This window comes from Streptomyces sp. NPDC001348, from assembly GCF_053597535.1.
This window is the reverse complement of the sequence record NZ_JBSFIK010000045.1, coordinates 46,200-68,077: the sequence shown is the minus strand read 5'-3', so window position 1 is coordinate 68,077 and position 21,878 is coordinate 46,200. Positions and strand designations below refer to the sequence as shown.

The window sequence follows — 21,878 nt, the reverse complement described above, 5'->3', positions numbered from 1 at the left end:
GTGCCTTACCACTCGCCTGCCATCTCCCGGCTCGGTGCCGGCAACGGGGCAGGCTCCAGAAGGGAACTCCTCACCATGACTGCATCCACCGACATCGCCGCCCCCTCAGGCTCGCCGGCTCCCGTCCTGTCGTACAGCCCGGTGGTGCTGTCCGTGCCCGGACGGCCCGTGGACCTCGAGGTCCGTGTCTCCGCGCCCACGGCCGGGAACGGCCTGCCCGTCGTCCTGCTCTCCCACGGCCACGGCGGCTCCAACAACCTCTCCTCGCTGAACGGATACGCGCCGATCGCCAACCTCTGGGCGGCAGCCGGATTCGTCGTCATCCAGCCCACCCACCTCAGCTCCCGGACCTTGAGCCGTCAACTTGCCGACACCCCTGGAGCCCCCTTCTTCTGGCGCTCACGCGCGGAGGACATGAGTCACATCCTCGACCGGCTCGACGAGATCGAGAAAACCGTGCCGCAGCTTGCCGGCCGGATCGACCACGACAAGGTCGCGGTCGCCGGGCACTCCCTCGGCGGCCACACCGCCGGCCTCCTTCTGGGTGCCCGCAGCGCCGACCCCGACACCGGGGAGGAAGTGAACCTGGCCGAATCCCGGATCAAGGCGGGTGTGCTGCTGGCCGCACCGGGCAGGGGCGGCGACATCCTCAACGGCTGGATGGCCGAGACGGTGCCGTTCTTCCGCGCCATCGACTTCTCCACGATGACCACACCCACCCTGGTCGTCGCCGGCGACCAGGACGACTCCAGGCACTTCACCGACATCGGCCCGGACTGGCACACCGACCCCTACCACCTCGCCCCCGCGCCCAAGACCCTGCTCACCCTGTTCGGAGCCGGGCACCTGCTCGGAGGCATCTCCGGATACGACGCTGCGGAGACCACCGACGAGAGCCCCGAGCGGGTCGCCGCCCTGGCGCGCCTCACTTCGGCCTACCTGCGCGCCCAGTTCCAGCCCGGCGACAACGCCTGGCAAGCGGCGTGCGAGGCCCTGACGACCGGCGCCGAAGCGACCGGACGAGTCGAATCCAAGTAGGAAGCCACGGCGAAGTTCTGCACAAGGCGTTCCACGTCGCTGCCCTCGTCGTCAGCACCGACTGGGCCGTGCCCGTCGTGCACAGGGGCAGGCCCCGCGCCGCCCAGAGAACCACAGCCTGCGTGGACTTGCAGCGGTCCGGGCGAGAACAGAGCCGTCCGACCGGAGGCATAGGAGATCCTCTGGCCGGACCGCCTTTGGCGGCGCGCCGCACGCTCGTCGCTTGCCCGCATGCTGCCTCTCACCTGGGCATTCACGGACTTGCGGCCAGAACGTCCGCACGAGCCCTATCATCCAGCTCCACAAGCGCCTAGACAGCCCAGCTTGGCTTGCGTCACGGCGTCCGGGTCCCCGCCGCATCGTTGTTTCGAGCCACCTGAGGAACGTCCGGGCCTACAGTTCTGCCGGTCGTGGTCATTTCGGGTGGAGAGGGACGGCCTCGCGGTGTAGCGTCAGCAGCAGTTGTCGTGGTTCGCAGTAACTGCCCGCGCCCTGGTGCGGGCGTTTTGCTGTGCGGTGCACGAGGACCAAGATGATCACCTCCGGGCCCGCGCGGTGCGGGCCCGATATCGACCGAGAGGTACTGGCATGGCCAGCGGAACCGTCAAGTGGTTCAACTCCGAAAAGGGCTTCGGCTTCATCGCGCAGGACGGAGGCGGCCCCGACGTCTTTGCGCACTACTCCAACATCAACGCCAACGGCTACCGCGAGCTCCAGGAAGGCCAGGCCGTCACCTTCGACATCACCCAGGGCCAGAAGGGCCCGCAGGCGGAGAACATCACCCCCGCCTAAACCCGCGCTCGCCACGGCCCGCACGATGGCACGTCCGCGTTCGCGCGGTGATCACCGGAGTGGCCGTTCAGCGTGCCAGGGGGACTGCCGCGGCCGGCGGACGCCGTCCGCCGGCCGCGGGGCGGCTGGCTGATCAAGCTTGGGGAGTCATGCGCTCACAGCCTGACCTTGTCGTTTGACCTCGGCGCTCGATGAGACGGGCGAGTGATTCTGTGGGCCAGCAGAGCCACTGCAGGAGTGGGTCGGTGACCACGAAGTAGTGGACGCTGACCCAACCTCGCTTCTTGTCCAGGATCTGCGGGGCCTCATCGCGGTAGACGTAGCGGAGATAGCGGCGGCGGATCGGTGCTCCTGCTATCAGCAGTAATGGCGAGGCGACAAGGACGGCCAGCGGGGTCAGGGCTTTCACGGCCGTGAGCTTGGCTCTCTCCTCATAACGCATGCGCTCAGTGTGCTGGTGCTCTGTGTCGCTCGGCAGCTTGTTCTGCGCGGTTTGGTGCCGACCTTGTGGTGGGTGGGACGGCTGTATGCCTCGCCGGTGGCGAGACGCGTCCCACGTCACGACGGATAGGACGGGCTTACGGCCCCGCGCCCACGTTCGCACGCCGCGCGGGGCCGCTCGCTGTCGTGCGCGCGTCCCGAGCGGCACATTTCGGCGGGCGAATTCGCTCAGTAGTTGCGGTCGCCGTGGTACGAGTCGCCGTCAATCAGGAGCCAGCCGCCGATCTCCTTGCCGACGTGCCTGAGGATGTACCGCCGTTGCCGGTGCCGTACTCGTCCGGCGTCCGCGAGACGTCTGGTTCATCGAAGGTGACTTCGTGGGTCACTCCGGCTGGCGCTCGGGTCCAGCGAAGTTTGGGTTGGTGTAGTCCGGACTCGTGAAGCTCGGCCGCTGGCCTGGGGCGCCGTCGTGGGCGCTGCTGAAGCCGGGCCGATCGTAGCCGAGGTGCGGCTTGCGGCTGGTCGGTGCTGGCAGTGCCGGACGACGCAGTGCGGCGGCGCCGGGGTCGGCGAGTGCCTCTCGCAGAAAAGGCAGGATGCCGCGCTCCAACAGTGCGTTGTGCCAGGCCTCCCTGGCCCGGGCCACTTCCGCGGTCATATCTCGGTCCGGTCGGGCCTTGCGTGAGGGCTTGTTGCGCAGGGCGGTGATGAGCCGTCCGACCGCGGTGACCAGGACCGCTGCTGCAATCACGGCGCCGAACACCCATCCGGTGGTGAGCATGGTCTGGGCGGACGCCGGCTCAGGGTCGAGCATCGTGAGGATGTAGCCCACGAGTAGGAAGATCGCTGATGGTTCCGGAGAGGACGGTGGCAGGAGCGGCGAAGACCGCGAACGCGCTGGGCCGCGCGGCTCTGGCTGAAGCGTGCACCTCTGGACGCACGTGCAGGCCGAGCACTGCTGCCAGCAGGCGACGGCCGTAGGACATGCTGGCCCACCGAGGTACAGGGATACCGTCGCTGCGCCGACGGTCGTACGACGGCCCGACGCCCAAGATGCCCGCGCTGGTGGTCTCGGCGGCTTCAGCCATGGTGGGGGCGAGCCCTGTCGCGGCGGTGTCCGGCTCAGCGGAGCCGGTGTTCCGGTTGGCCGACGGGGTGGACGGCGTCGGGTGGCGCTGTTCCTCACGGCCCGTCACGTAGTGTTGGTACTCAGTCCCCGCGGCCGCCGTAATGAGTGCGGTGGCGTTGAGCAGATACTCGATGAGGCGCTGCGTTCCGCGCCCATCCGCCCGGAAGTGGCGCCACCTCAAGCGGCATCAGCCCGGAGCCGGTCGCCGGGCCGTTCGACTGGCTTGCCGCCTTCGAAGCGGGCTCCGGCGCGGACGAGGGTGACGAGGTGCGGTTGAAAGCCATGGCCAGGGCGGCGTCGTGGGCGACCTCGGCCCGCAGCCAGACGGTGGAGGAAAGTGGACTCGATGGGATTCGTGGTGCGCAGGTGGGTCCAGTGCTCGGCCGGGAAGTCCTAGAACGCCAGCAACAGCGGTCCGTGACCCGGTTGATCAGTGACGTGGTCAGTCCCCGGTCAGCGGCACGGTCCGGAACACGCCTTCTGTCACAGCTCTTTCCTGCTGCCTGTTCAACGCCCTGACCGGATTACAACTCGAAGTCGAGGTCCAGGAGGTCGGTGAGTTCTACTTCGAGGCCGTGGGCGCGGCGGCCGTTGTCGCGGAAGTAGACCTCGCCCAGGGCCTCGGCGGCGACCTGGCGGAGCTGGTCCTCGGTGTAACCGGCCTCCTGGGCCTGGAAGAGGCGTGCGGCGTGGTCGGGCGGCAGTGCGAGGGTGAGGTGACGCATGCGGGCGTCGTCGGTGCTGCCGGGGGCGGCGGTGTAGCCGAACCGGGCGCGGACGTCGATCATGATGCCGCCGGTGGTGGCCGCGGTCTGCTTCGCCTTGGCCCGGATCTGCGGCTGCCAGCGTGCGCGGACCTCACGCTCGATGCGGTCGGCGAGTTCCGGGCGGGGCTTTTTGATCTGGTTCTTCACGTAGCGTTCGACGGTGCGCTGGCTGATGCCGAGCAGCTCGGCCACGCGCCGGGTGCTGTGCTGGTGCTGCCTGACCAGGTACCGCATCTGCGCTCCGGCGGTCTTCGGGATGGGGCGCGTGAACGCGCCCTGCACTGCCTTGTCGAGTCCTTCGCCGATCGTGGCCATCGCCCCGCGTCCCCTTACTCTCCGGTGTCCTTGGCGGTGACCTCGCCGGTCTTGATGTAGCGGGCCAGGTTGGCGACGTGGCCGTCACCGGCGAGCTGCTCGAGCACGTTGGCGCCCCACAGCACGCTCTGGGTGCCTTCGTGCTTGACCATGCCGGGCGACACGCCCAGCCGGAAGCTGCCGGGCACGGTCTTGCCGTCGGCGTCGTAGGGCAGGACGTCCAGGGGGCTGGGGCCGTCGGCCGCGTACACCGCGCAGTCGGACAGCACCGCGACCGGGTAACGGCCGGTGGCCGCCGCCAGGTTCAACATCTTGCGGTGCATGTTGACCCGGGCCCGGGAGATGACGGTGGCGCGGATGTCCGGCCGCCAGGTCGGCCGGGCCAGAGCTGGCCAGGCCTGCCCTGGCTTCCAGCCACCGCCGCGGGCTTTCTCCTGCAGCTTGCCGATGCCGCCCTTGACGGTCATCTTGACGGCGTCCACGACGATCGCCAGTTCCGCGTCACGGCTCTTGTAGCCGTCCATCGCCTCCAGAAACTGGCGCGGGGAGAGCTTCTCCGCGACGCCGAGGTCCGCCATGGTGTCAACGTAGGCGTCGCGGAGCCGCTTGTACCAGCCGTCCAGGAACCGGCCGCTCTCGCGGCGCACCCACGCCTCGACGGGCGCGACCTCGTAGCCGAGCTCCACGGCGTACGCGACTGTCGGCGTGGCGTACCAGGCCGGACCCTCGGGGCGTTCGCCGGTGGGCGTGAACGGGCTGGGCAGCAGGTTGCCCTCGAGGTCGCGCCACTGTTTGCCGACCTTCACCCGGGACAGGTCGACGTGGGAGAGGTCGACCAGCCAGGATCCGGGCGCCGCTGGGTCGAAGACCGGGTTGCTGACGTGCACGGGCGGCGATGCCAGGCCGACGACCGCGCCGTTGGCGGCCGCCCCGAACGCCAGGTTCACGTCGATGCCGACCAGGTACCGCTGCATGCACTCGGCATCGGTCAGATCCCGCGCCCAGTCGTAGGCTTCCTCGAACAGCCTTTCGTCGGGGCCGCGTAGGTGAAAGCGGGGAAGGTGGGCCAGGACGGGGTGTCCGTCGGTCGCCTCGCACGGCGCCGGGTCCACCGGCTCCGTGCCCAGTGACCCGGGCCGGTGCTCGCTGTGTCGCTTGCCGTCGGCGTCCGGCTCGCTGGCACGGGTCGGCGGGTTGAGCGTGGTCATCAGCTGCAGCCCTGTCACGGCGGTGGAGCCGACCGGTGTCGTCACCCGGGCCGCGTACACGCCCAGCACCCGGGCCAGCTCCGCCGGCGGAAGCTGCGCGGCATGACCCCACGCGCGGCCGTCCAGGGCGCGCCAGGAGGGGATACACAACTGCACGCACTGCCGGCGGCCCCCCTGGGCGGGGCGGTAGATCCGTGCCCATGGCCCCAGCCCCCGATTGGTGAGCTGCCAGTCGGCCCGATGAAGCTGCTTGATGACCTTGTGTCCCTCTGGCAGCCGCCCGGCAAGCCGCTCGGCCTCGGACAGGACGGCGGGCAGGCCGTAGCGCTCGCAGGCGGCTTCGGTGAGCACCAGCAGCGGGTCGGCGTCCTTGCCCGAACCGTGCAGCTTCTCCGCCCCGAGCTGCGCCTCGGCCAGCGCCCACTCGACGAGGGCGGGCAGAGACTTGGCGGGCACGTCCAGGATCAGACCGCCGACGCCGTAGCCGGTCACCTGTTTCTCTGCGTCGGCGTCGAGAACGAGCAGCGGACCGTGCGCGTACGCCTCGCCGGGTGCGGGAGTGTTCGCCCGGGCGGCCTTCCTCGCAGCGGGGCGCCGCGAGGTTTGCGGCGTCTGTTCGGCACGCGGCTGCGACACGGCGGCCGGTGCCGCGTGCCGTACAGGGACTGGGGGAGCGGCCGGGGGCTTCTCGGCCTCCGCCGTGGCAGTAGCTTCCGCTGCCTCGCCTGTGGGCCGAGCCTGCGCTGCGGTCGTTGCGGGAGCTGCGCTGAGAGTCTGCGGTGCTGCGGTGTCCGTGTCTTCCTGCGGGGTGCCGCTGCTCTCGGGGGCGGGGTAGAGCTTGGCGAGCTGCTTGAGCAGGCGCGCGTACGCTTCCCGCTCTGGCGGCCGGGGCTCGGTCCTGCCCGACTCCCAGGCGCCGACGGTCGCCCGCCGCACCTCCAGGGCGGAGGCCACCTCGTCCAGGGTCAGCGCGTGCGCCTGACGCAGCCGCCTGCGCTCGGCCGGCGGCGGCAGCGGGGAGCGGGACGCGACCAGCGCGTCGACCGCGTCGAACAACTCAGACATGCGACACCTCCGTGCCTCACCCTACCCCCCGAACGTCCTTACCGCGTACTAACAGCGCGCGAATCACGTGCATTCAGCGTGCGAACCGTCTCCGGGCGGTAAAATCCCGTCAATTAACCGTGATCGTGTACCGGCGACGGGGAGCCCGCCGTACTCGGGGCGTTGCTGCGTTTCCCGGGCGAGGGCGTGACGAAGAAGCGCGCAAGCATGCGACATGTTCGAGGGGGAGCGGTGGCGGCAGAGGGCGACGGCTGGGCCGGCATGGGTTGGGACTGGGCGGATATCGACGACATCCGTCGACGCCTCGCCGAAGGAGCCGATCCGGAGAGATGGAGCGGGGCAAGCCCTTGCATCGGGCAGCGGTGTTCGGCTCCCCGGAGACCGTGGAACTGGCCCGACGGGTGGTTGCGGATGTGGACGCGCTGGAGAACGGAGTGACGGCACCGTGGGAAGCCGTCATGTCCAGGAGGCCGCAGAACGCGCGAGCGCTCGCCGCTGCCGGGGCCGATCCGTGGCGGCTGTCGCTCGGCGGCTGGTCACCGGGGCGGCTGAGCCTGGCCGGACCGACGCCCGAGCTGTTCCCGGTGCCGGAAGGGGTGTCCCTGACCGACACCGAGCGTGGGGCGGCGCAGGAGGCCCGTCGCCTCACCACGGCACTGGGTGAGTTCTACTACGACGGCACGGGCCTGGCCTGCGTGGCGGGCATCGACGCGACCGAGGCGGTGAGCCGTCTTCAGGCGACGCCGGTGGTGGACGACGACCTCCTCGAAGTGCTGAATGAGCTGCCGGAGGATCCCTACGCGTACGACATGGACGAGAGCCTGCACATCGTCGGCGTGACGTCCGTCCCAGGCGGCTGCGTGGTCACCCAGCCCTGGGGCACGCGCCGAGCATGCCCGGCGTGCTGGCCCGGTTGTCCGTCGGCACCCTCTGTTACGGCCTCTACGCCAATCCCAAGAGCGGCAACCAGGGCAGCATCGCCCGCCATGGAACGAACGATTGCCTCAGACCCGCACCCCGGCGGCGAACCGGACGAGGACGACACCTCCGCGCAGGTGCTGGCCTCGTATCTCTACCAGAACAACGCCGTCGCCTATGCCTGCGCCTTCGCAGGACTGCGTCCGACCGACAGCCGCGCCGTGGCCGGACCGCCCGCCGCCTGTGAGACGATCCGCGTCGACGGCGAGACGGTCAGGCTCGGCGCCTGGCTCGCCAAGGCCCGCACTAAGCACCGCGCCGGGCAGCTCGGCGCCGGTCACAAGCGCCTGGTACCAGGCAGACGCCCGTGTCACGTCTCTCGAGGACGTTGTGCATGGTGATGGGGCCGGGCCTTGCCGCTCCCTGCCATGCCCGGGCGGGCTGGCTGGAGGTCATGCTGACCCTGGCATCGGCACATGTCTGGACGGCGCACCGGAATCGCCTCACATCGAGGTCGACGTGACCGGCGAGACTGGCCGGCTGTCCAGCCAGGACGACGTCGCGGGACTCATTCACGAGCTGCGAGCCATGACAGCCACTCTTGAGAGGTGGAGGAGCGCCTGGTCGCCCGCTCTCTTCGCCAGGCAGTGGACGCAGGACACCGCCGTTTCGGGCCCTCCGAGACTGGTAACAGCTGTTACCATGGTGGTATGGCGAAAACACAGCTGGGCGCGCGCGTGGATGAGGACGTGGCCGAACTCGCGAAGAAGCGCGCCGCCGACCTGGGACTGAGCATCGGGGACTACCTCGCCAGGCTGGTACAGGACGATGCCAGCGGCCTGCGCGCTCGAGCGGTGGACGCGGCCACCCGCTTTCTGGCCGAACACCAGGCGGTCTTCGACGAGGCCGAACAGGCCCAGCAGGTACCCCGGGGAGCACACGCGGCTTGATGGACCTGCACATCGACGTTCCCTGGATCCTGCAAGTCGCTGAGGCCGCCGGCGCGGACGATCCGGCCCCCGACGATTACGGCGTTCCCGTCTCGGCGGTCGCACGCCACCGAGCCGAGGTGTTCGAGCAGGCCGTCTATGGTGGCCCCTACGCCAAAGCCGCTGCCCTGGTGCACACACTGGGCCGGTGCCGCTGGCTGGAACGCTCCAACATGGCCGTCGCCGCCGCGTCCGGCGTCATGTACCTCGAAGCAGCCGGGATCTCCGTCAAACCTGGCCGTGAGGACGCCATCGCCCTGAAGGACCTACTCCTTGACCCCGCCTGCACCGCGGGCAAAATCGCCGCTCTGCTGCGGACCTGGCCCACCACCACCTGACGCCCGCAGGCCCGCGAGTCCACGACCGCCGCGCTCGGCTCACGGCTGCGGCCCTCAGCCAGGCGGACCGCCTCGCGCAGCCGTTCGTGCAGCTCGGCCACCAATCCCGCATCCCGCCAGCGGGCGAAGAAGGCATACACCCTCGGCCAGGGCGGAAAGTCGGACGGCATCGCCCGCCACTTGATGCCGTTGTCGACGAGGTAGCGCACCGCGTCGATCATCTGCCGGCGGCAGTAGCCCTCCGGGCGCCCGCCCCGGCCCGCCAGCCATCCCGGCACCGGCAGCAGATCCCGCACCGACGCCCACTCCGCATCGCTTACATCCGAGTCGTACCGGGGCCGGCGCTCTGGCCGGTCGCCCGCGTTCCCGAACCGATGGGCGAGACAGTCACACCCAGGAGTGGACGGACTGGACCCGGCAACCACGACCACGCGACACTTCGACAACAGGGCCTCTTGCTTCTCGCTGGACTCGACAACCGCGAGCTACCAAGGGGCCCATCCTCCATGCCCAACCAGCCCACAAGTCACCCGATCCAGGACCCCGTTCGAACCAGACCGAGCGCACGACCGGATAGAGAACGGCCAGTCAGTGCACCCGAACGCCCCTACCACTGGGACCAGTTGGAGTCGCCTCGGTGGGGCCGATAGGAGACGCCCTAGCCATCGTGGATCGGGGATCGTCGTCAAGTGCCGTCGTCTGCGGTGTCGGCCCTGCAGGCCGGCAGCCCGCATCAGCCGCGCGACACGTCGGCGGCCGCAACCGGCGCCTGCCCGCTTGAGCACGGCATGGACGCGCGGGGCGCCGTAGGTTCCCTGCGATCGCGTGTGAACGTCGGCGATCTGTTCCGCCAGTTCGGCGTCACGGACCGCGCGGGGACCAGGCTTGGCAGCGCGGCGGGCATAGAAGGCGGTCCGGGAGACCTTCAGCAGCTCACACACTCGTTGACGCTGTGACCTGCACGCTTCTCCGCCTCGATGAACGGGTGCACCGTCACCGGGTCTCCTTCGCGAAGAAAGCCGTGGCCCGCTTGAGGATGTCGACGTCGTCACGCAGACGGCGGTTCTCCCGCCGCAGTGCGGCCAGTTGGTCACCGTTGCCCGCTTGGGAAACCAGCTGCCCTGACAGGGCCAACACGGCCTAGGCTGGGCGCGTGGATCCCGTCCCGCTCGCCTGTGCCGTCGTCTCCGTCACAATCCTGCTGTACGGGGTGCCCGTCGTGCGCGACCGCATGCGCGCGTGGCTCCCTGCCGCACCCGTCGACCCCTATCGCGCGGCCGCCGGTCGCTGGTTGACCGAGGACGACATCCAGGCGGCCGCCGCCCGGCTCCTGCTGGACGGCCTGGTCACCATCAACCATCGGGGCAATCTGGCACTGACCGGGACCGGCGCGGACGTGGCGCGTACCGCCGGGCACCCCCTACCGGACGCCCTGCTCGCTGCGCTGCGCCGGCGTACCGCCGCCACGACGCTCGGCATCGTCGCCTCCCGCGACACCGTTTTTCGCGCCGCCCGCGCCGAGTTCCACGGGGGTCCTGGCGCGTCCCGCGTCCGCCCGGCGGCCGCCGCCCCGGGTTGTCTGGCGGCCACCGGGGTGCTGCTTCTTACCGGGGAGCTCGCATTCGTGATCGCGGCGCTGTTCGACCGCCTGCCCCAGGGGCCGGCGCAGTGGGCCGCGACCGCGGCCACCGGCCTCGCCTCACTGGCCCAGCTCGGCTTCCTGGCGCGCTACGGCGGCAGGCCCGGCGCGGACGGCCACCGCGTCGCGGCCTCCGAACCCTGCGTCCCGCCCGCCCCGCATCCGGCTCTCGTGGAACTGTCCGAGAAGGCCCCGGAGGCCGCGGCCCGGCTGCGTGCAGGACGGCTGCGCACGACCCGTCGCCGCAACCGAGGACGCCGACGACGCCGTGGGCGCGGAACCGCCGCCGTGCGGATGGACTAACTGATCATTTCAGAATGAGTTGAGTCGCAGGTCTTGCGTTCGGTGATCCTGGGCGGCAGGGTCTCCGGGTGCGTTCTGATCTTGTTCCTGACGGCCTGTGGGAGCGGGTGGCCCCGCTGTTGCCGCCCGCTCCCGAACGGCGCCGACGGTATCCCGGGCGGTTGCGTGTTCCCGACCGGGCGGCTCTCGCCGGCGTCGTGTACGTGCTGCGGACCGGTGTCGCGTGGCGTGATGTCCCCGCGGAGACGGTGGGCTGTTCCCGGGTGACGGCCTGGCGCCGGCTGCGGGACTGGACCGAGGCTGGTGTCTGGCCACGTCTGCACGCCGGCCTGCTGACAGAACTGCGCCGCGCGGGCTCGTTGAACCTGGACGATTGCTCCGTGGACGGATCGCGCGTCCGTTCTCTCATAGGGGGAATCACGTCGGTCCCTCACCCGTCGATCGCGCCCGCCTCGGCTCCAAGCACCACCTGATCGTCGACCGACACGGACCCCCACTCGCCGTCACTGTCACCGGCGGCAACCGGCACGACGTCACCCAGCTTCTGCCACTACTCGACGCCGTCCCGCCGATCCGGGGCCTGCGGGGGCGTCCCCGCCGCAAGCCCCGACGCCTGTATGCCGACCGGGGCTACGACTTCGAGAAGTACCGCCGCCTGCTGTGGAAGCGGGGCAGCAAGCCGCTGATCGCGCGACGCGGCGTCGCTCACGGCTCCGGACTGGGCAAGGTGCGCTGGGTGGTCGAGCGCACCTTCACCTGGCTACACCAGTTCAAAGGGCTCCGCACCCGCTAGGAGCTACGCGCCGATCTCCACGAGGGCCTGCTCAAACTGGTCTGCAGCCTCATACGCCTGCGTCGCCTGCGCACCTCATCCTGCAGCGATCAGCTGGCTACGCTGAACCACCCCGGCCGAACCTCGTTCAGAAGCGGTTGCAGGGACCGAACCGCAGCCCGCAGGTCCTCATCCGTTACGTCAAGAGGCTCCTGCAGGCTCAGCCCATACCAGCGCAGCCGCCAGAGGTCGAAGATTGCACTCCCATCGGTTGCGAAGTCCACATCGACCTCAGCGCCGTTGTCGCACACGAAACGGCACCCTGCCCCATGAACCATGTAGGAGTAGGTGCCGACGCGCCCACTCCGGCTGATGATCCGGCGCGAACGGATCAGGCCGAGTACATCTGCGAGTCGCTCAAGCGAGGGGATCGCCGCCCTCATGACCTCGTCAACCGCGTTCAGAGCGTGGACGTAACCAAGCGCGAGCTCCCGTGCAGCTCCCACCCGTTCCATACGGCGCCATCCCCTCAGAGCCTGTGGCTGAAGGGATTGTTCCATGCGCTGCCGGCATCTCCGCAGGACGGCATTCTGAAACGATCAGTAGGGCGGTGTTCCGGTAGGACACGGGCTCGGACGCGCGGTGGACATGGCCCCCCGCCGGACCCGTATACGGCTTCTCCGGCCTGCCGTGGCTCAGGAGTAGGTCATCGGGCAGCCGTACCGCAGGGAGTACTGCGCGGCGCGCAGGTAGAGCGCCACGTAGAAGGCCGCGTCCCGGTCCTCGGCCCATGGTCCCGGCCGCACCCGGGCGGTCCGCTCCGCCCCGCCCTCCAGGAACCACAGGCTCAGTGCGAGGTTCTCGCCCGCCGGTATCGCGTCCACGGGCAGTCCGACGGCGCCGGCCAGCCGCTCGGCCAGGGCGAGCACCCGCGGCGCCCCGGCGACCGCTGTCTCCTCGCCGGAGTACGCGGTGCCGGCGGGGAGCACGATCTCCTCCTCCAGCGCGAACGGCACCAGCACGTCCCAGTCGAGGAGGGCCGACAGCTCCGCGTCGGTAAGCAGCGCCCGGCACAGCGCCACGAAGCCGTCCATGGACGGGCTGACCTTCTCCTCGAACCAGCCCGGCGCATCTCGTGCGGCCTGCCGCAGCTCGTATGGGGGCAGCCCGCGCCGCTCCAGCTCGGTGTTCAGCGCGACGGCGACGTCTCCGTACCCGTCCTCCCCCGGCCGCGACCAGTCCTGCGCGGTGACACTCACCAGATAGACACCCATGATCGAAACATACCGGCCGCCACCGACAACGTCCCCGCCCCTCGTGACCACGGGGGTGAAACGGCGCTTAGGCGGCTTCGTTCGGATAAGTCGGTCGTTGGTCTGGGTGTGCCGTTGACTGACGCGCAGTGGGCGCGAATCGAGCCGCTGCTTCCGGACCGGATGCCGAAGCGGGGTGGCCGCTGGCGCGATCACCGTGAGGTGATCGATGCGATTGCCCACAAGTTCCAAACCGGGATCCAGCGGGTGCATCCGCCGGAGAAATACGGCAACTGGCGAGGCGTCTACAACCGGCTGCGGTTGTGGGCCGTCGACGGGGAGCGCGTGTTCACCGCCCTGGTGCGTACTCCTCTCGCGCCATCCGCGAGCACCTGCGCAAGCGCGGCATCCGAGCAGTGATCCCCGTCGCCGCTGACCAGCGCACACACCGGCTACGCCGGGGCGGCAGGCCACCGGTCTTCGATCGGGAGGCGTACAAGCTACGCAACACCGTCGAGCGGTGCATCAACCGCTTCAAGCAGTGGCGCGGCATCGCCACCCGCTACGAGATGACCGCCATCATCTACCTGGCCGGCCTCCACGTCGCGGGCATCTTCCTCTGGCCCGCCCGATAGCGCGGTCTCGGTTGGTGACCTGTGTTTTGTTCATTGGCCGATGCTGTCCAGTTCGGCCACATCCTCGTCTGAGAGGGAGATACCGGCGCCTGCGATGTTCTCGCGCAGGTGGGTGGTGGACGAAGTGCCGGGGATGAGCAGGATGTTCGGCGAGCGCTGGATCAGCCAGGCCAGCGCGACCGACATGGGCGTCGCCCTCAGTCGGTTCGCCACCTGTGAGAGGACCTCGGACTGTAGCGGCGTGAAGCCTCCCAGGGGGAAGAACGGCACATAGGCGATGCCATCGGCGGCGAGATGATCTACGAGGTCGTCGTCGTGGCGGTGGGCGAGGTTGTACACGTTCTGCACGCACACGATCGGGGCGATGCTGCGCGCCTCGGCGACCTGCTCTCCGGTGACATTGCTGACGCCGAGGTGGCGGATCAGTCCCTCTTGCTGGAGGTCGACGAGCGTCTCGAATGCTTCGGCGATGGAGCCGACCTGGGGGCCCTGAGCGTCGCCCATGCGCATGTTGACCAGGTCGAGGGTATCGACGCCGAGGGATTCGAGGTTTTCATGGACCTGCTTCCGCAGGTCTTCGGGGTGCCGGGCCGTGGGCCAGCCGCCCTGCGCGTCGCGGGTCGCACCCACCGTGGTGGCGATGAACAACGGCTCAGGGTAGGGGTGCAGCGCTTCACGGATCAGCTCATTCGTGATGCGCGGTCCGTAGGCGTCGCTGGAGTCGATGTGGGTGATCCCGAGGCTGACTGCCTCGCGCAGCACGGCCAGAGCGCCGTCGTGATCGGCGGGCGGCCCCATGACCCACGGGCCGGCGAGCTGCATCGCGCCGTAGCCGAACCGGGTGACGGACGAGTCACCCAGCGTCCAGGTTCCTCCGGGAAGAGGTGCGGGGGGCGTGTTCATCGTGGTGCCTTTCACTTCGTGCAAGGGGTGGTGCCTCCAGCCCCCTTGCATCAGTGTTGGAGGAGGAACTTCCTGTCGGGAAGTAGGCACTCTGAAGTGCGTAACACCCCAGAAGGTGAAAGGCGAGATCAGTGACGACGAAGGCAGCCAAGAAAGCGCAGGCCAAGGCGGAATGCAACGCGTTCCTGGCGGTGTGCCCCAGCCGTCAGTTCCTCGATCGGATCTCAGACAAGTGGGTCGTCCTGATCCTGTGTGCACTGGGCGGTGACACACCCGAACAGTCCGGCGCATCGCACGCCCCGAAGGCGATGCGCTACTCCGAGCTGGCCCGGCTACTGGCTGGCGTCAGTCAGAAGATGTTGACCCAGACCCTACGGGCTCTCGAACGCGACGGCTTGCTCATCCGCACCGCGACACCCACGGTCCCCGTCACCGTCACCTACGAACTGACCGACCTCGGCCTCTCACTCCACCACCTGACACGCGGGCTCAGGCAGTGGGCCCAGACCCACATGGAACAGGTCCTCGCCAATCGCGAGAGCCACGATGCACGAGCTTCCTAGCGTGGCAGTGTTCTTCCTCTCTGCCAGCGGCTGGGATCGGTCTACGTCTGCTCGATCCGGGCATGCGGGTGCGGGGTAGTGGATGGGAGCGGCGCAGCAGCGATGACCGTGCCGCCGCGTGGCTTGTCCAGCGGACAGGGCGGTGACCAGGCTCTGGGCGCGCAGGCGGTGGCCGGACTGGTCAGGGGTGGAGGGCGTCGCGGAGGGTGGGGTGGCAGTCGATGATCGTGTCGAGTTCCACGATGCGCAGGGTGTCCATGACTGGGTCGGGGACGGCCGCCAGGCGGGGCTGGCCGTGCCGCCCGGTTGTGGCCCGGCGGGCGGTGATGAGCAGGTTGATGCCGGTGGAGTCCATGAAGGTGACCTGCCGCCGCATGTCGATGACGACGCGTGGCGGGGAGCCCAGGCGGGAGAGGTTCAGGGCCTGGCGGAGGGGCTGGGCGGTGTCGTGGTCGCTGTCGCCAGCCACGGACGGCACGCGGATGCCGTCGGTGGCGGCGGACGTCACCGACGGTCGACCGGGATCATGCGCTTTGTCGGATTCCGCCACGGTGTCCCTCGGCACTGGTGGAGATGCGGGCCGGTTCTCCCGGCAGGCTGACCTGCATACTACGGGCAGCACCTGGGCAGATTGGACCGCTCAGGTACGGCGGCGCGTGGGGGAGGGGCCAGCGGGTAGTCGGCGGGGATGAAGGGTGAGGGCGGCCTTGATGGAAGCAGTGCCTGTGGGTGAGGACGGTGCAGTGCCGGAGGCTGAGCCGCTCCGGACGGCGGTAGGCCCTGGAGGGCCACGGCGGCACCGCATGTGATTCCCGATAAGCCCGCTCGTCGGCGCCTGCATCGGCGCGGCCGTCGGTAGAACTCATGGCGGCGGCCGAGATGGTCGCCGCCAGGTGCCGTCGACGGACCGAAGGCCGGTTCGATGATCCACCCCGTCCGGCCCCGGTTCACGGGTGCAGTGGGGCCGGACGTTGGCGCGCAGCTGTCCGCGAGCTTGGAAATCTCGCTGTTCCATGCCTGCCCCGCCCAGGCCAGTGACCTGATGTTCTGGAGCGTGGTGTCCCCGGGGCCGGTCATGCCCCACTGCCTGGCCGGGGCCGGGGCTCGCACGGGTCAGTGCCTGGCGAACTGGACGTGCGTCGGTTGTACGACGTTCGGCAGCACCGCGAGTCCGCCGACGGTCAGTTGTTCGCCGTAGATGTCGGTGACTCGGATCGCCTTGCCGCAGCCGTTGCCGTCGGCGGCGATGAAGTAGTTGAAGCTGGTGCGGGGCAACTGTCGCCAGCCGCTCCCGGTGCTCACCTCCAATCGTGCGACGGGGTTGCGGTGACCGATGACTTGGATGCCGCACCAGTAGGCGCTGGATCCGGTCTTGTACCGGATGGACATCGTGCCGACGGAGCTGGGGCTCACCAGGCTCCAGGTGATAGGGAGCCGGCCGACCTTGAGGTCGGCGAGCTTGGCGAAGGCCTGTTGGCTGAGGTCGATCTGCCCGGGTGCACAGGGCAGAGGGCACTCGTTGGTGATCCGTACGGTGATGGACTTGCCGTTGCCCGCGCGGACGAGCACGTATGCGCCGCAGGCCCTGGACGTCTCGTAGTCGGTGGTGTTCATTGCCGCGATCATCATGTTCGGGCTCGGACCGAACAGACACGCCCCATCCCCGACACCGGCGTCATAGGCGGTCGCGACGCCCTGGTACGAGGTGTTGGGCCGGATCCGCCCTGCTGACGGGGGCGTGGTGGAGCCGCGCGAGGTCTTCTGGACGCCCTTGGACGAGGACTTCGCCGCCTTGGGGCTCGCTGTGGTCTTCGGGCTGGACGAGCCGCTCGCACTCGGGCTCGACGACGGGCTCGGCATCGCACTGGGAGACGCCGGGCCGGAGGTGCCGGCGGCTTTTGGCTGGGTGGTCACGAGGGGGGTGGCCGCGGCCGGCCCCGCGTCGACCTTGTGGTCAGGGAGCAACGCCATGACCAGGCACGCGAGAACCCCCGCCGTCGCCACCGCCACCGTGGTACCCAACACGAGTCTGCGTCTGCGCCTGCGCTGCCGCGCAACCTGCCTCGTTGTCATCATCTGTCCGTTCAGGAGCGAGCCGATGGTGCACTGGTCAGTGGCCGCCCAGGGCAAAAAGGTTGCCGACGACTTCGGGGGCCTATGGAGGCGGGCCGGCACGCGTACGAGCGCGTCTGCAGGCTGGGACGCTCCAGAATCCTGCGCGGGCACGTCTGGTGCCGAGCGCTGGGCGTTCTCAGGTCGACTCGCGGACGACCAGCGCGGTCCGGAGGATGACATGGCGGTAGGCCACGGACGGCTCCTCCACGTCCTCCTGGAGCAGCCGGATCATGGCCCGGCCCATCTCTCCAGCGGTTGACGAACCGTGGTGCGCCGTGGCCTGGTGTGTTGGGCCAGCGGGAATTCGTCGAAGCCGATCACGGCGACGTTCTGCGGCACGCTTCGGCCTGCCGCGCGCAAAGCCTGCAGAGCCCCTGCGGCCGTCGTGTCGGACGCGGCGAGCACGCCGTCTATCTCCGGATGCCGTTCGAGTAGTTCGGTCGTGGCGCGGCGCCCGCTGTCCTGCGCGAAGTCACCCTCGGCGACCAGGGACTTCTTTCTGTCCAGGCCGGCCAGTGCCAGGGCGTCCTGATAGCCGCGCAGTCGGCACTGGGCGGCGTACACGTCCAATGGCCCGGTGATGGTGGCGATGGTCCTGCGGCCCCGCGACACAAGAGGAGGAGACAGCGCTGCGGTCACCCCCCCATGTTGTCCCCGTTCACATAACTGACGTACTCGTCGCCCGAGCGGCGACCCAGCCCGCCTGAGCGGACGCCTCCGACGCTCCGACAATGCTCGAACTCGACGCCGGGGCGCGGTCCGGCGACGCCGCGCACGGTCTCGTCGCCATCCGCCAGCGGGCCGCCACGTACGGCGGCACCGTCGAGCCGCGAGGTGGCTGCCGAGGTGCCAGGTGGAGCCCGCATGGCCTGACGGTGGAGGTGCGGGAGTCAGCGAGCCGCCGGCGGCGGCCTTCTGCAGGAGGGGGACAGGGCTCAGGTCAGCTACTGCCGGGGGTGGCGGCGCCCTGGAGCCGTCACCCCCGGCTTCCGTCGCACGGCGCCGTGCCTTGCTGTTGCAGACAGTCCTACGGCCGGGCACCATGCCGCACATAACCGGCAGTCGTCCGTTTCGGGACGGCCTGCTACTTGATACGGATCTCGGCGAGTTGGAGGCGGTACCTCGTGGACTCGTCCGAGGCGGGCCTGCCGAGCTTCGAGACCCTCAGACGTACATAGCGGCCGGTGGCGGACGTCAGGGTGTAGGTCTGAGCAACTCCGCCCGGGTTGGGCTCGGCGGTCATGGTGCGGGCGGTGGTGTAAGCACCGGCTCCATCGGGCCGGGTCTGGATGGCGAAGTCGACGGGGAAGCCGGCGGCGCCGCCGCCGGCGCCGCCGGTGTCGGTGCGTGGGTGGAGGGTGACGGAGCCGATCGCCCGGTCGGCGCCCAGGTCGATCTCGATCCACACCGGTGTGGCACTGACGTCGGCGGAGGGGAAGTCGATGCTGGTGAATCCCCTGCTGCCGGCCACGCTCGTGAGAGCGCCGTCCAGCACCCGGGTCTTGCCCCAGTCGCCGTTCTCCAGCGTGTAGTTGCTGGTGACGGTGGTCGCGGCGGTGGGGACGGTGAGTTCGGCGAGCTGGAGGCGGTACTTGGTGGTCTCGTCCACGGCGGGCGTACCGAGTTTGGTGGCCTGGAGGCGTACGTAGCGGGCCGTGGTGGTCTTGAAGCCGTACGTCTGCACCAGTCCGCCCGGGTTGGGCTCGGCGGTGACCGTGCGGACGGTGGTGTACGCGCTGGCGCTGTCGGTCCGGACCTGGATCGTGAAGTCGACGGGGAACCCTGCAGTGCCTCCACCGACCGCCGGAGTGTCCGTGCGGGGGAAGAGCCGTACGGCGTCGAGGTCGGTGTCGGCGCCGAGGTCAATCTCCGCCCAGACGGGGTTCGCGCTGACGTCGGCGGAGGGGAAGTCGTTGCTGGTGTAGCCCTTGGCGCCGGCCACGCTGGTGAGCTTGCCGTCCGTGAGCCGGTTCTTGCCCCAGTCGCTGTTCTCCAGGCTGTTGTTGCTGGAGACGGGCCTGGCGAGGGCGAGGTTGTCGAGGCGGCCGGCGCCGGTGACCGTGAACGTCCAGGTGCCCGGCTGGAGGGTGAAGTAGACGTACGAGGAGTCCTTGCTCGCGTATGCGAGGCCGCCCACACTGCCGGTGGAGGAACCGCCGGTGAAGACGGTGGTTCCGTTGGCCTTGACGACCGGTGACGAGCCGCGGTAGGTGGGGACGCCCACCCGCGCGGTGGTTCCGCTCGGGGAGGTGAGGGTCAGAGTGACCTGGTCACCGTCGCGTGTGATGCCGAAACGGATGTCGCCCTTGACGGTCGGTGTCACCGTGTTGATCTTCGTGAGGGTGCCGGTCTGCGGGATGACGTCGTACGTCTGCCAGCCGGCCGTGGTGGGACGGACGCCGGCGGCGTAGGCCGACAAGGTGTACAGGGGGCCGCCGTTCCAGGCGTGGTTGTCGGTGCCTCCTGCCTTGTCCCATATCTCCCACAGGGTGTAGCAGGCGGGGTCGGCGACCTGGGCGGCGTAGCGGTTGCGCATCCGCTCCTCGGCGACGGTGGCCGCGCCCATGAGGTACAGCGCTTCCAGGACGTAGAACTCCATGTAGGGACTGGAGTTGAGGTGGGTGCGTAGCACCTCGGTGACCGCGCGATGGCGGGAGGCGGGCGCGAGGCCGGCGACGACGGCGAGGCCGTTGGCGCGGTCGTCGGTGTCGCCGTTGTAGCCGGGGGAGCGGTACTCGTTCTTTGAGGGGTTCCACAGGACGCGGTCGAAGTTGGCCTTGATGATGTCGCGCTTGGCCTGCCAGGCGGCGACGTCGCCGCTGTTGCCGCTGAGACCGGCGAGGGCGATGGCCGTGTCGAGGGCCAGGTAGTACCAGCTGTTGTCCAGGACGCGGGCGTCGATGTTGCTGCCCCAGTCCTCCCAGTCCCAGTCCCCGGCACGGTGGCTGACCAAGCCGTCGCTGTCCAGGGTCCACAGGTTGAGGTACGCCTTCACCGCCGGGTAGGTGCCGGAGACGGCGCCGGCGTTGCCCGTGTAGAGGTGGTAGGTGCCGAAGGCCCACACCGAGGCGAGCATCTGGACGGGCAGTTCGGCGGTCCAGATGGTCGAGGGGACCGGCGAGTAGAGCGCGCCTCCGGACTTCTGCCAGGCGGCCAGCTGGGCGATGGCCTTGGCGCCGAGGGCGTGGGAGCGGGTGTCAAAGGTGTAGAAGCCTTCCTTGAGCTGGTTGACCACATCGCCCCACCACTGGGCGCGCTCGCGGGTGGGGCAGTCCATGTAGTTGTCGCGCATGTTGACGTACATGGTGCGGGCCGCTTTGCCCCACAGAGTGTCGAAGAAGGCCTCGTTGCTGCTGAAGGAACCGGCGAAGTCGGTGTCGTAGCCGGACTCCCGGTACTTCAGATCCAGGATGGTGACACCCGCGGGGATCGTGTACTTCACCGCTGTGCCGCTCATCCAGGCCAGTGCCTCGAACTCCTGGACCCCGCCCGTACAGACGTAGGTGGCACGCATGTTGTTCTCCGCCCCGGGTGTGAGGCCGACCAGGCCGTCGCCGTCGGCGTAGTGGTCGGTCTGCATGCCGATCACCGCGCCGGCCGGAGCGTTCACCTTCAGATAGGGCGTGACCTGGAGGTTCGAGGGCAAGGTGGCAGTGATGGCGGTGGCGCCCTGTCCCGTGGACGGCAGCGACGACGCGTTGCCGTAGGACTTCAGGCCCGAGTACCGGAACTGCGGGACCGGTCGCTGGACGAGATCGTTCCAGGGTGCGGCGCCGGCGGTTCCGAAGTCGGTGGGGGCGGTCCACGCGCTGTCGTCGAAGCCGGCCGTCTCCCAGGCGGTCATGGCGGTGGCGTTGCGGGCGTCGTAGTAGACGTTCGACTCCGGCAGGCGGAAGTTGACCTGGGTGCCGCTGGTGTTGTTGGAATAGCCCGGGTGGACGGTGTGCTTCCAACTGGTGTCGCTGACGAGCCGGGTGGTGGTGGAACCGGTGGTGATGTCGGACTGGAACAGCAGACCGCCCTGGCCGCTGCTGCTGTGCGAGAAGCCCTGCTTGCCGAAGTACCACACCAGCAGTGCCACGGTGTTGCGCCCGCTCGTCAGGTACGGGGCGAGGTCGATCTCGTCGTAGTAGGTGCCGGTGCGGTTGGGGCCGCGCTTGAGTTGACCGTCGAAGACGACGAGCGTGCCGTTGACCCACAGCCAGTACTTGGAGTCCGCCGCGATCTGCGTGACGGCCTTCGATGGCGCGGAGCCCAGGGTGAACGATCTGCGGAACGCCACCCACTGGTTCGTTGAGCTGGAAGGAGCCCAGATCCACTTGGCGGTCCACGAGACGGCGGCCGACGCCGCGGGAGCGAGCCCGGGCAGAAGTGCCGAGCCGAGGGTGGGCGCCAGCGCCACGGCTATGGCCGAGCGCAGGACGGACCGGCGCGTTGCAGAGGGCATGCGGGCTCCTACTGTCGATGTGTGAGGCGAGAGGGACAGGCGTCCTGAAGACCGGCGATGACGAGGGGCGATGCAGAGAGGTGCGTGAGAATACGGATTTTGAATCGTTTCATTAACGTGTTTGCAGCGGGAATTCTTTGCCGTCGCGTGAGAGGGTGTCAAGGCCCGTGCAGCAGATACCTGGCCGGGGAGAGGCGTCGCACGGCCAGGTGCGGTTACGTGGCCTGTCCACCGGAGTTCGACGGCAC

Annotated in this window: 18 protein-coding genes and 6 pseudogenes; 9 read left to right on the top strand and 15 right to left on the bottom strand. The window is 69.3% G+C overall.

Features of this window, described 5'->3' with window-relative positions:
• Nucleotides 1-75 precede the first annotated feature (75 nt).
• A complete protein-coding gene (locus ACWC21_RS34275; RefSeq protein ID WP_450887646.1) occupies nt 76-1,038 on the top strand; it encodes an alpha/beta hydrolase family protein in 963 nt (320 codons plus the stop codon).
• Between the two features lie 588 nt (nt 1,039-1,626).
• A complete protein-coding gene (locus ACWC21_RS34270) occupies nt 1,627-1,830 on the top strand; it encodes a cold-shock protein (protein WP_355173782.1) in 204 nt (67 codons plus the stop codon).
• Between the two features lie 133 nt (nt 1,831-1,963).
• Here the strand turns inward: ACWC21_RS34270 and ACWC21_RS34265 are convergent, their stop codons facing one another.
• The 5 genes and pseudogenes from ACWC21_RS34265 to tap form a co-directional block, all read right to left on the bottom strand.
• A complete protein-coding gene (locus ACWC21_RS34265) occupies nt 1,964-2,272 on the bottom strand; it encodes a hypothetical protein (protein ID WP_450887644.1) in 309 nt (102 codons plus the stop codon).
• A 381-nt stretch (nt 2,273-2,653) separates the two neighbouring features.
• Nucleotides 2,654-3,521 (bottom strand): annotated as a pseudogene (locus tag ACWC21_RS34260) (hypothetical protein); the annotation flags it as partial.
• Nucleotides 3,522-3,577: 56 nt separating this feature from the next.
• Nucleotides 3,578-3,793, bottom strand: a pseudogene (locus ACWC21_RS34255) (IS256 family transposase); the annotation flags it as partial.
• A gap of 131 nt (nt 3,794-3,924) precedes the next feature.
• On the bottom strand, nt 3,925-4,482 hold the full coding sequence (gene tpg / locus ACWC21_RS34250) for a telomere-protecting terminal protein Tpg (RefSeq protein ID WP_450887643.1): 558 nt from the start codon (nt 4,480-4,482) through the stop codon (nt 3,925-3,927).
• 14 nt (nt 4,483-4,496) lie between these two features.
• Nucleotides 4,497-6,755: a telomere-associated protein Tap gene (tap, locus tag ACWC21_RS34245; protein WP_450887641.1), complete on the bottom strand. Its 2,259-nt coding sequence runs from the start codon at nt 6,753-6,755 to the stop codon at nt 4,497-4,499.
• Nucleotides 6,756-7,084: 329 nt separating this feature from the next.
• On the opposite strand from tap, the gene ACWC21_RS34240 reads away from it, so the two are divergent.
• The 3 genes from ACWC21_RS34240 to ACWC21_RS34230 all read left to right on the top strand — a co-directional run bounded on the left by ACWC21_RS34240 (nt 7,085) and on the right by ACWC21_RS34230 (nt 9,000).
• A complete protein-coding gene (locus ACWC21_RS34240; protein ID WP_450887639.1) occupies nt 7,085-8,074 on the top strand; it encodes an ankyrin repeat domain-containing protein in 990 nt (329 codons plus the stop codon).
• 309 nt (nt 8,075-8,383) lie between these two features.
• Nucleotides 8,384-8,623 (top strand): hypothetical protein, encoded by a 240-nt coding sequence (locus ACWC21_RS34235; RefSeq protein ID WP_450887637.1) that lies wholly within the window; start codon nt 8,384-8,386, stop codon nt 8,621-8,623.
• Nucleotides 8,623-9,000, top strand: coding sequence for a fic family toxin-antitoxin system, toxin component (locus tag ACWC21_RS34230; RefSeq protein WP_450887635.1), 378 nt, complete (start codon nt 8,623-8,625; stop codon nt 8,998-9,000). Before ACWC21_RS34235 ends, ACWC21_RS34230 begins: the two co-directional genes overlap by 1 nt.
• 146 nt (nt 9,001-9,146) lie before the next feature.
• Here ACWC21_RS34230 and ACWC21_RS34225 read toward each other — a convergent pair.
• From ACWC21_RS34225 to ACWC21_RS34215, 3 genes and pseudogenes are all read right to left on the bottom strand, one after another.
• Nucleotides 9,147-9,278 (bottom strand): annotated as a pseudogene (locus tag ACWC21_RS34225) (transposase); the annotation flags it as partial.
• A 207-nt stretch (nt 9,279-9,485) separates the two neighbouring features.
• On the bottom strand, nt 9,486-9,941 hold the full coding sequence (locus ACWC21_RS34220; RefSeq protein WP_450887634.1) for an IS3 family transposase: 456 nt from the start codon (nt 9,939-9,941) through the stop codon (nt 9,486-9,488).
• Nucleotides 9,942-9,993: 52 nt separating this feature from the next.
• Nucleotides 9,994-10,134 (bottom strand): hypothetical protein, encoded by a 141-nt coding sequence (locus ACWC21_RS34215; protein ID WP_450887632.1) that lies wholly within the window; start codon nt 10,132-10,134, stop codon nt 9,994-9,996.
• Nucleotides 10,135-10,153: 19 nt separating this feature from the next.
• Here ACWC21_RS34215 and ACWC21_RS34210 point away from each other — a divergent pair, with 19 nt between their 5' ends.
• Both ACWC21_RS34210 and ACWC21_RS34205 read left to right on the top strand, forming a co-directional pair.
• Complete coding sequence (locus tag ACWC21_RS34210; protein ID WP_450887630.1) at nt 10,154-10,942, top strand: hypothetical protein; 789 nt, start codon at nt 10,154-10,156, stop codon at nt 10,940-10,942.
• A gap of 68 nt (nt 10,943-11,010) precedes the next feature.
• Nucleotides 11,011-11,732 (top strand): annotated as a pseudogene (locus ACWC21_RS34205) (IS5 family transposase); the annotation flags it as partial.
• Between the two features lie 92 nt (nt 11,733-11,824).
• Here ACWC21_RS34205 and ACWC21_RS34200 read toward each other — a convergent pair.
• Both ACWC21_RS34200 and ACWC21_RS34195 read right to left on the bottom strand, forming a co-directional pair.
• Complete coding sequence (locus tag ACWC21_RS34200; RefSeq protein WP_450887628.1) at nt 11,825-12,229, bottom strand: DUF6896 domain-containing protein; 405 nt, start codon at nt 12,227-12,229, stop codon at nt 11,825-11,827.
• Between the two features lie 180 nt (nt 12,230-12,409).
• Nucleotides 12,410-12,988, bottom strand: a complete 579-nt coding sequence (locus tag ACWC21_RS34195) for a hypothetical protein (RefSeq protein ID WP_450887626.1) — start codon at nt 12,986-12,988, stop codon at nt 12,410-12,412.
• A 102-nt stretch (nt 12,989-13,090) separates the two neighbouring features.
• On the opposite strand from ACWC21_RS34195, the pseudogene ACWC21_RS34190 reads away from it, so the two are divergent.
• Nucleotides 13,091-13,602, top strand: a pseudogene (locus ACWC21_RS34190) (transposase).
• 30 nt (nt 13,603-13,632) lie between these two features.
• Here ACWC21_RS34190 and ACWC21_RS34185 read toward each other — a convergent pair.
• A complete protein-coding gene (locus tag ACWC21_RS34185; RefSeq protein ID WP_450887664.1) occupies nt 13,633-14,505 on the bottom strand; it encodes an aldo/keto reductase family oxidoreductase in 873 nt (290 codons plus the stop codon).
• A 131-nt stretch (nt 14,506-14,636) separates the two neighbouring features.
• Here ACWC21_RS34185 and ACWC21_RS34180 point away from each other — a divergent pair, with 131 nt between their 5' ends.
• A complete protein-coding gene (locus ACWC21_RS34180) occupies nt 14,637-15,068 on the top strand; it encodes a winged helix-turn-helix transcriptional regulator (RefSeq protein WP_450887625.1) in 432 nt (143 codons plus the stop codon).
• A 181-nt stretch (nt 15,069-15,249) separates the two neighbouring features.
• Here the strand turns inward: ACWC21_RS34180 and ACWC21_RS34175 are convergent, their stop codons facing one another.
• From ACWC21_RS34175 to ACWC21_RS34160, 4 genes and pseudogenes are all read right to left on the bottom strand, one after another.
• Complete coding sequence (locus tag ACWC21_RS34175; protein WP_450887623.1) at nt 15,250-15,576, bottom strand: STAS domain-containing protein; 327 nt, start codon at nt 15,574-15,576, stop codon at nt 15,250-15,252.
• A 605-nt stretch (nt 15,577-16,181) separates the two neighbouring features.
• On the bottom strand, nt 16,182-17,144 hold the full coding sequence (locus ACWC21_RS34170; protein ID WP_450887621.1) for an expansin EXLX1 family cellulose-binding protein: 963 nt from the start codon (nt 17,142-17,144) through the stop codon (nt 16,182-16,184).
• Nucleotides 17,145-17,319: 175 nt separating this feature from the next.
• Nucleotides 17,320-17,881, bottom strand: a pseudogene (locus tag ACWC21_RS34165) (substrate-binding domain-containing protein); the annotation flags it as partial.
• Nucleotides 17,882-18,267: 386 nt separating this feature from the next.
• The gene (locus ACWC21_RS34160) at nt 18,268-21,630 is read right to left on the bottom strand and encodes an alpha-L-rhamnosidase-related protein (protein WP_450887619.1); all 3,363 of its coding nucleotides are present in this window, start codon (nt 21,628-21,630) and stop codon (nt 18,268-18,270) included.
• Between the last annotated feature and the right edge of the window lie 248 nt (nt 21,631-21,878).

Excerpts from the sequence above, each read along its gene's own strand:
- ACWC21_RS34160 (WP_450887619.1), bottom strand. The coding sequence starts at position 21,630 with ATGCCCTCTGCAACGCGCCGGTCCGTCCTGCGCTCGGCCATAGCCGTG.
- ACWC21_RS34265 (WP_450887644.1), bottom strand. The coding sequence starts at position 2,272 with ATGCGTTATGAGGAGAGAGCCAAGCTCACGGCCGTGAAAGCCCTGACC.
- ACWC21_RS34275 (WP_450887646.1), top strand. The coding sequence starts at position 76 with ATGACTGCATCCACCGACATCGCCGCCCCCTCAGGCTCGCCGGCTCCC.
- ACWC21_RS34240 (WP_450887639.1), top strand. The coding sequence starts at position 7,085 with ATGGAGCGGGGCAAGCCCTTGCATCGGGCAGCGGTGTTCGGCTCCCCG.
- tap (WP_450887641.1), bottom strand. The coding sequence starts at position 6,755 with ATGTCTGAGTTGTTCGACGCGGTCGACGCGCTGGTCGCGTCCCGCTCC.
- ACWC21_RS34170 (WP_450887621.1), bottom strand. The coding sequence starts at position 17,144 with ATGATGACAACGAGGCAGGTTGCGCGGCAGCGCAGGCGCAGACGCAGA.
- ACWC21_RS34235 (WP_450887637.1), top strand. The coding sequence starts at position 8,384 with ATGGCGAAAACACAGCTGGGCGCGCGCGTGGATGAGGACGTGGCCGAA.
- tpg (WP_450887643.1), bottom strand. The coding sequence starts at position 4,482 with ATGGCCACGATCGGCGAAGGACTCGACAAGGCAGTGCAGGGCGCGTTC.
- ACWC21_RS34270 (WP_355173782.1), top strand. The coding sequence starts at position 1,627 with ATGGCCAGCGGAACCGTCAAGTGGTTCAACTCCGAAAAGGGCTTCGGC.
- ACWC21_RS34200 (WP_450887628.1), bottom strand. The coding sequence starts at position 12,229 with ATGGAACGGGTGGGAGCTGCACGGGAGCTCGCGCTTGGTTACGTCCAC.
- ACWC21_RS34195 (WP_450887626.1), bottom strand. The coding sequence starts at position 12,988 with ATGGGTGTCTATCTGGTGAGTGTCACCGCGCAGGACTGGTCGCGGCCG.
- ACWC21_RS34185 (WP_450887664.1), bottom strand. The coding sequence starts at position 14,505 with ATGAACACGCCCCCCGCACCTCTTCCCGGAGGAACCTGGACGCTGGGT.
- ACWC21_RS34230 (WP_450887635.1), top strand. The coding sequence starts at position 8,623 with ATGGACCTGCACATCGACGTTCCCTGGATCCTGCAAGTCGCTGAGGCC.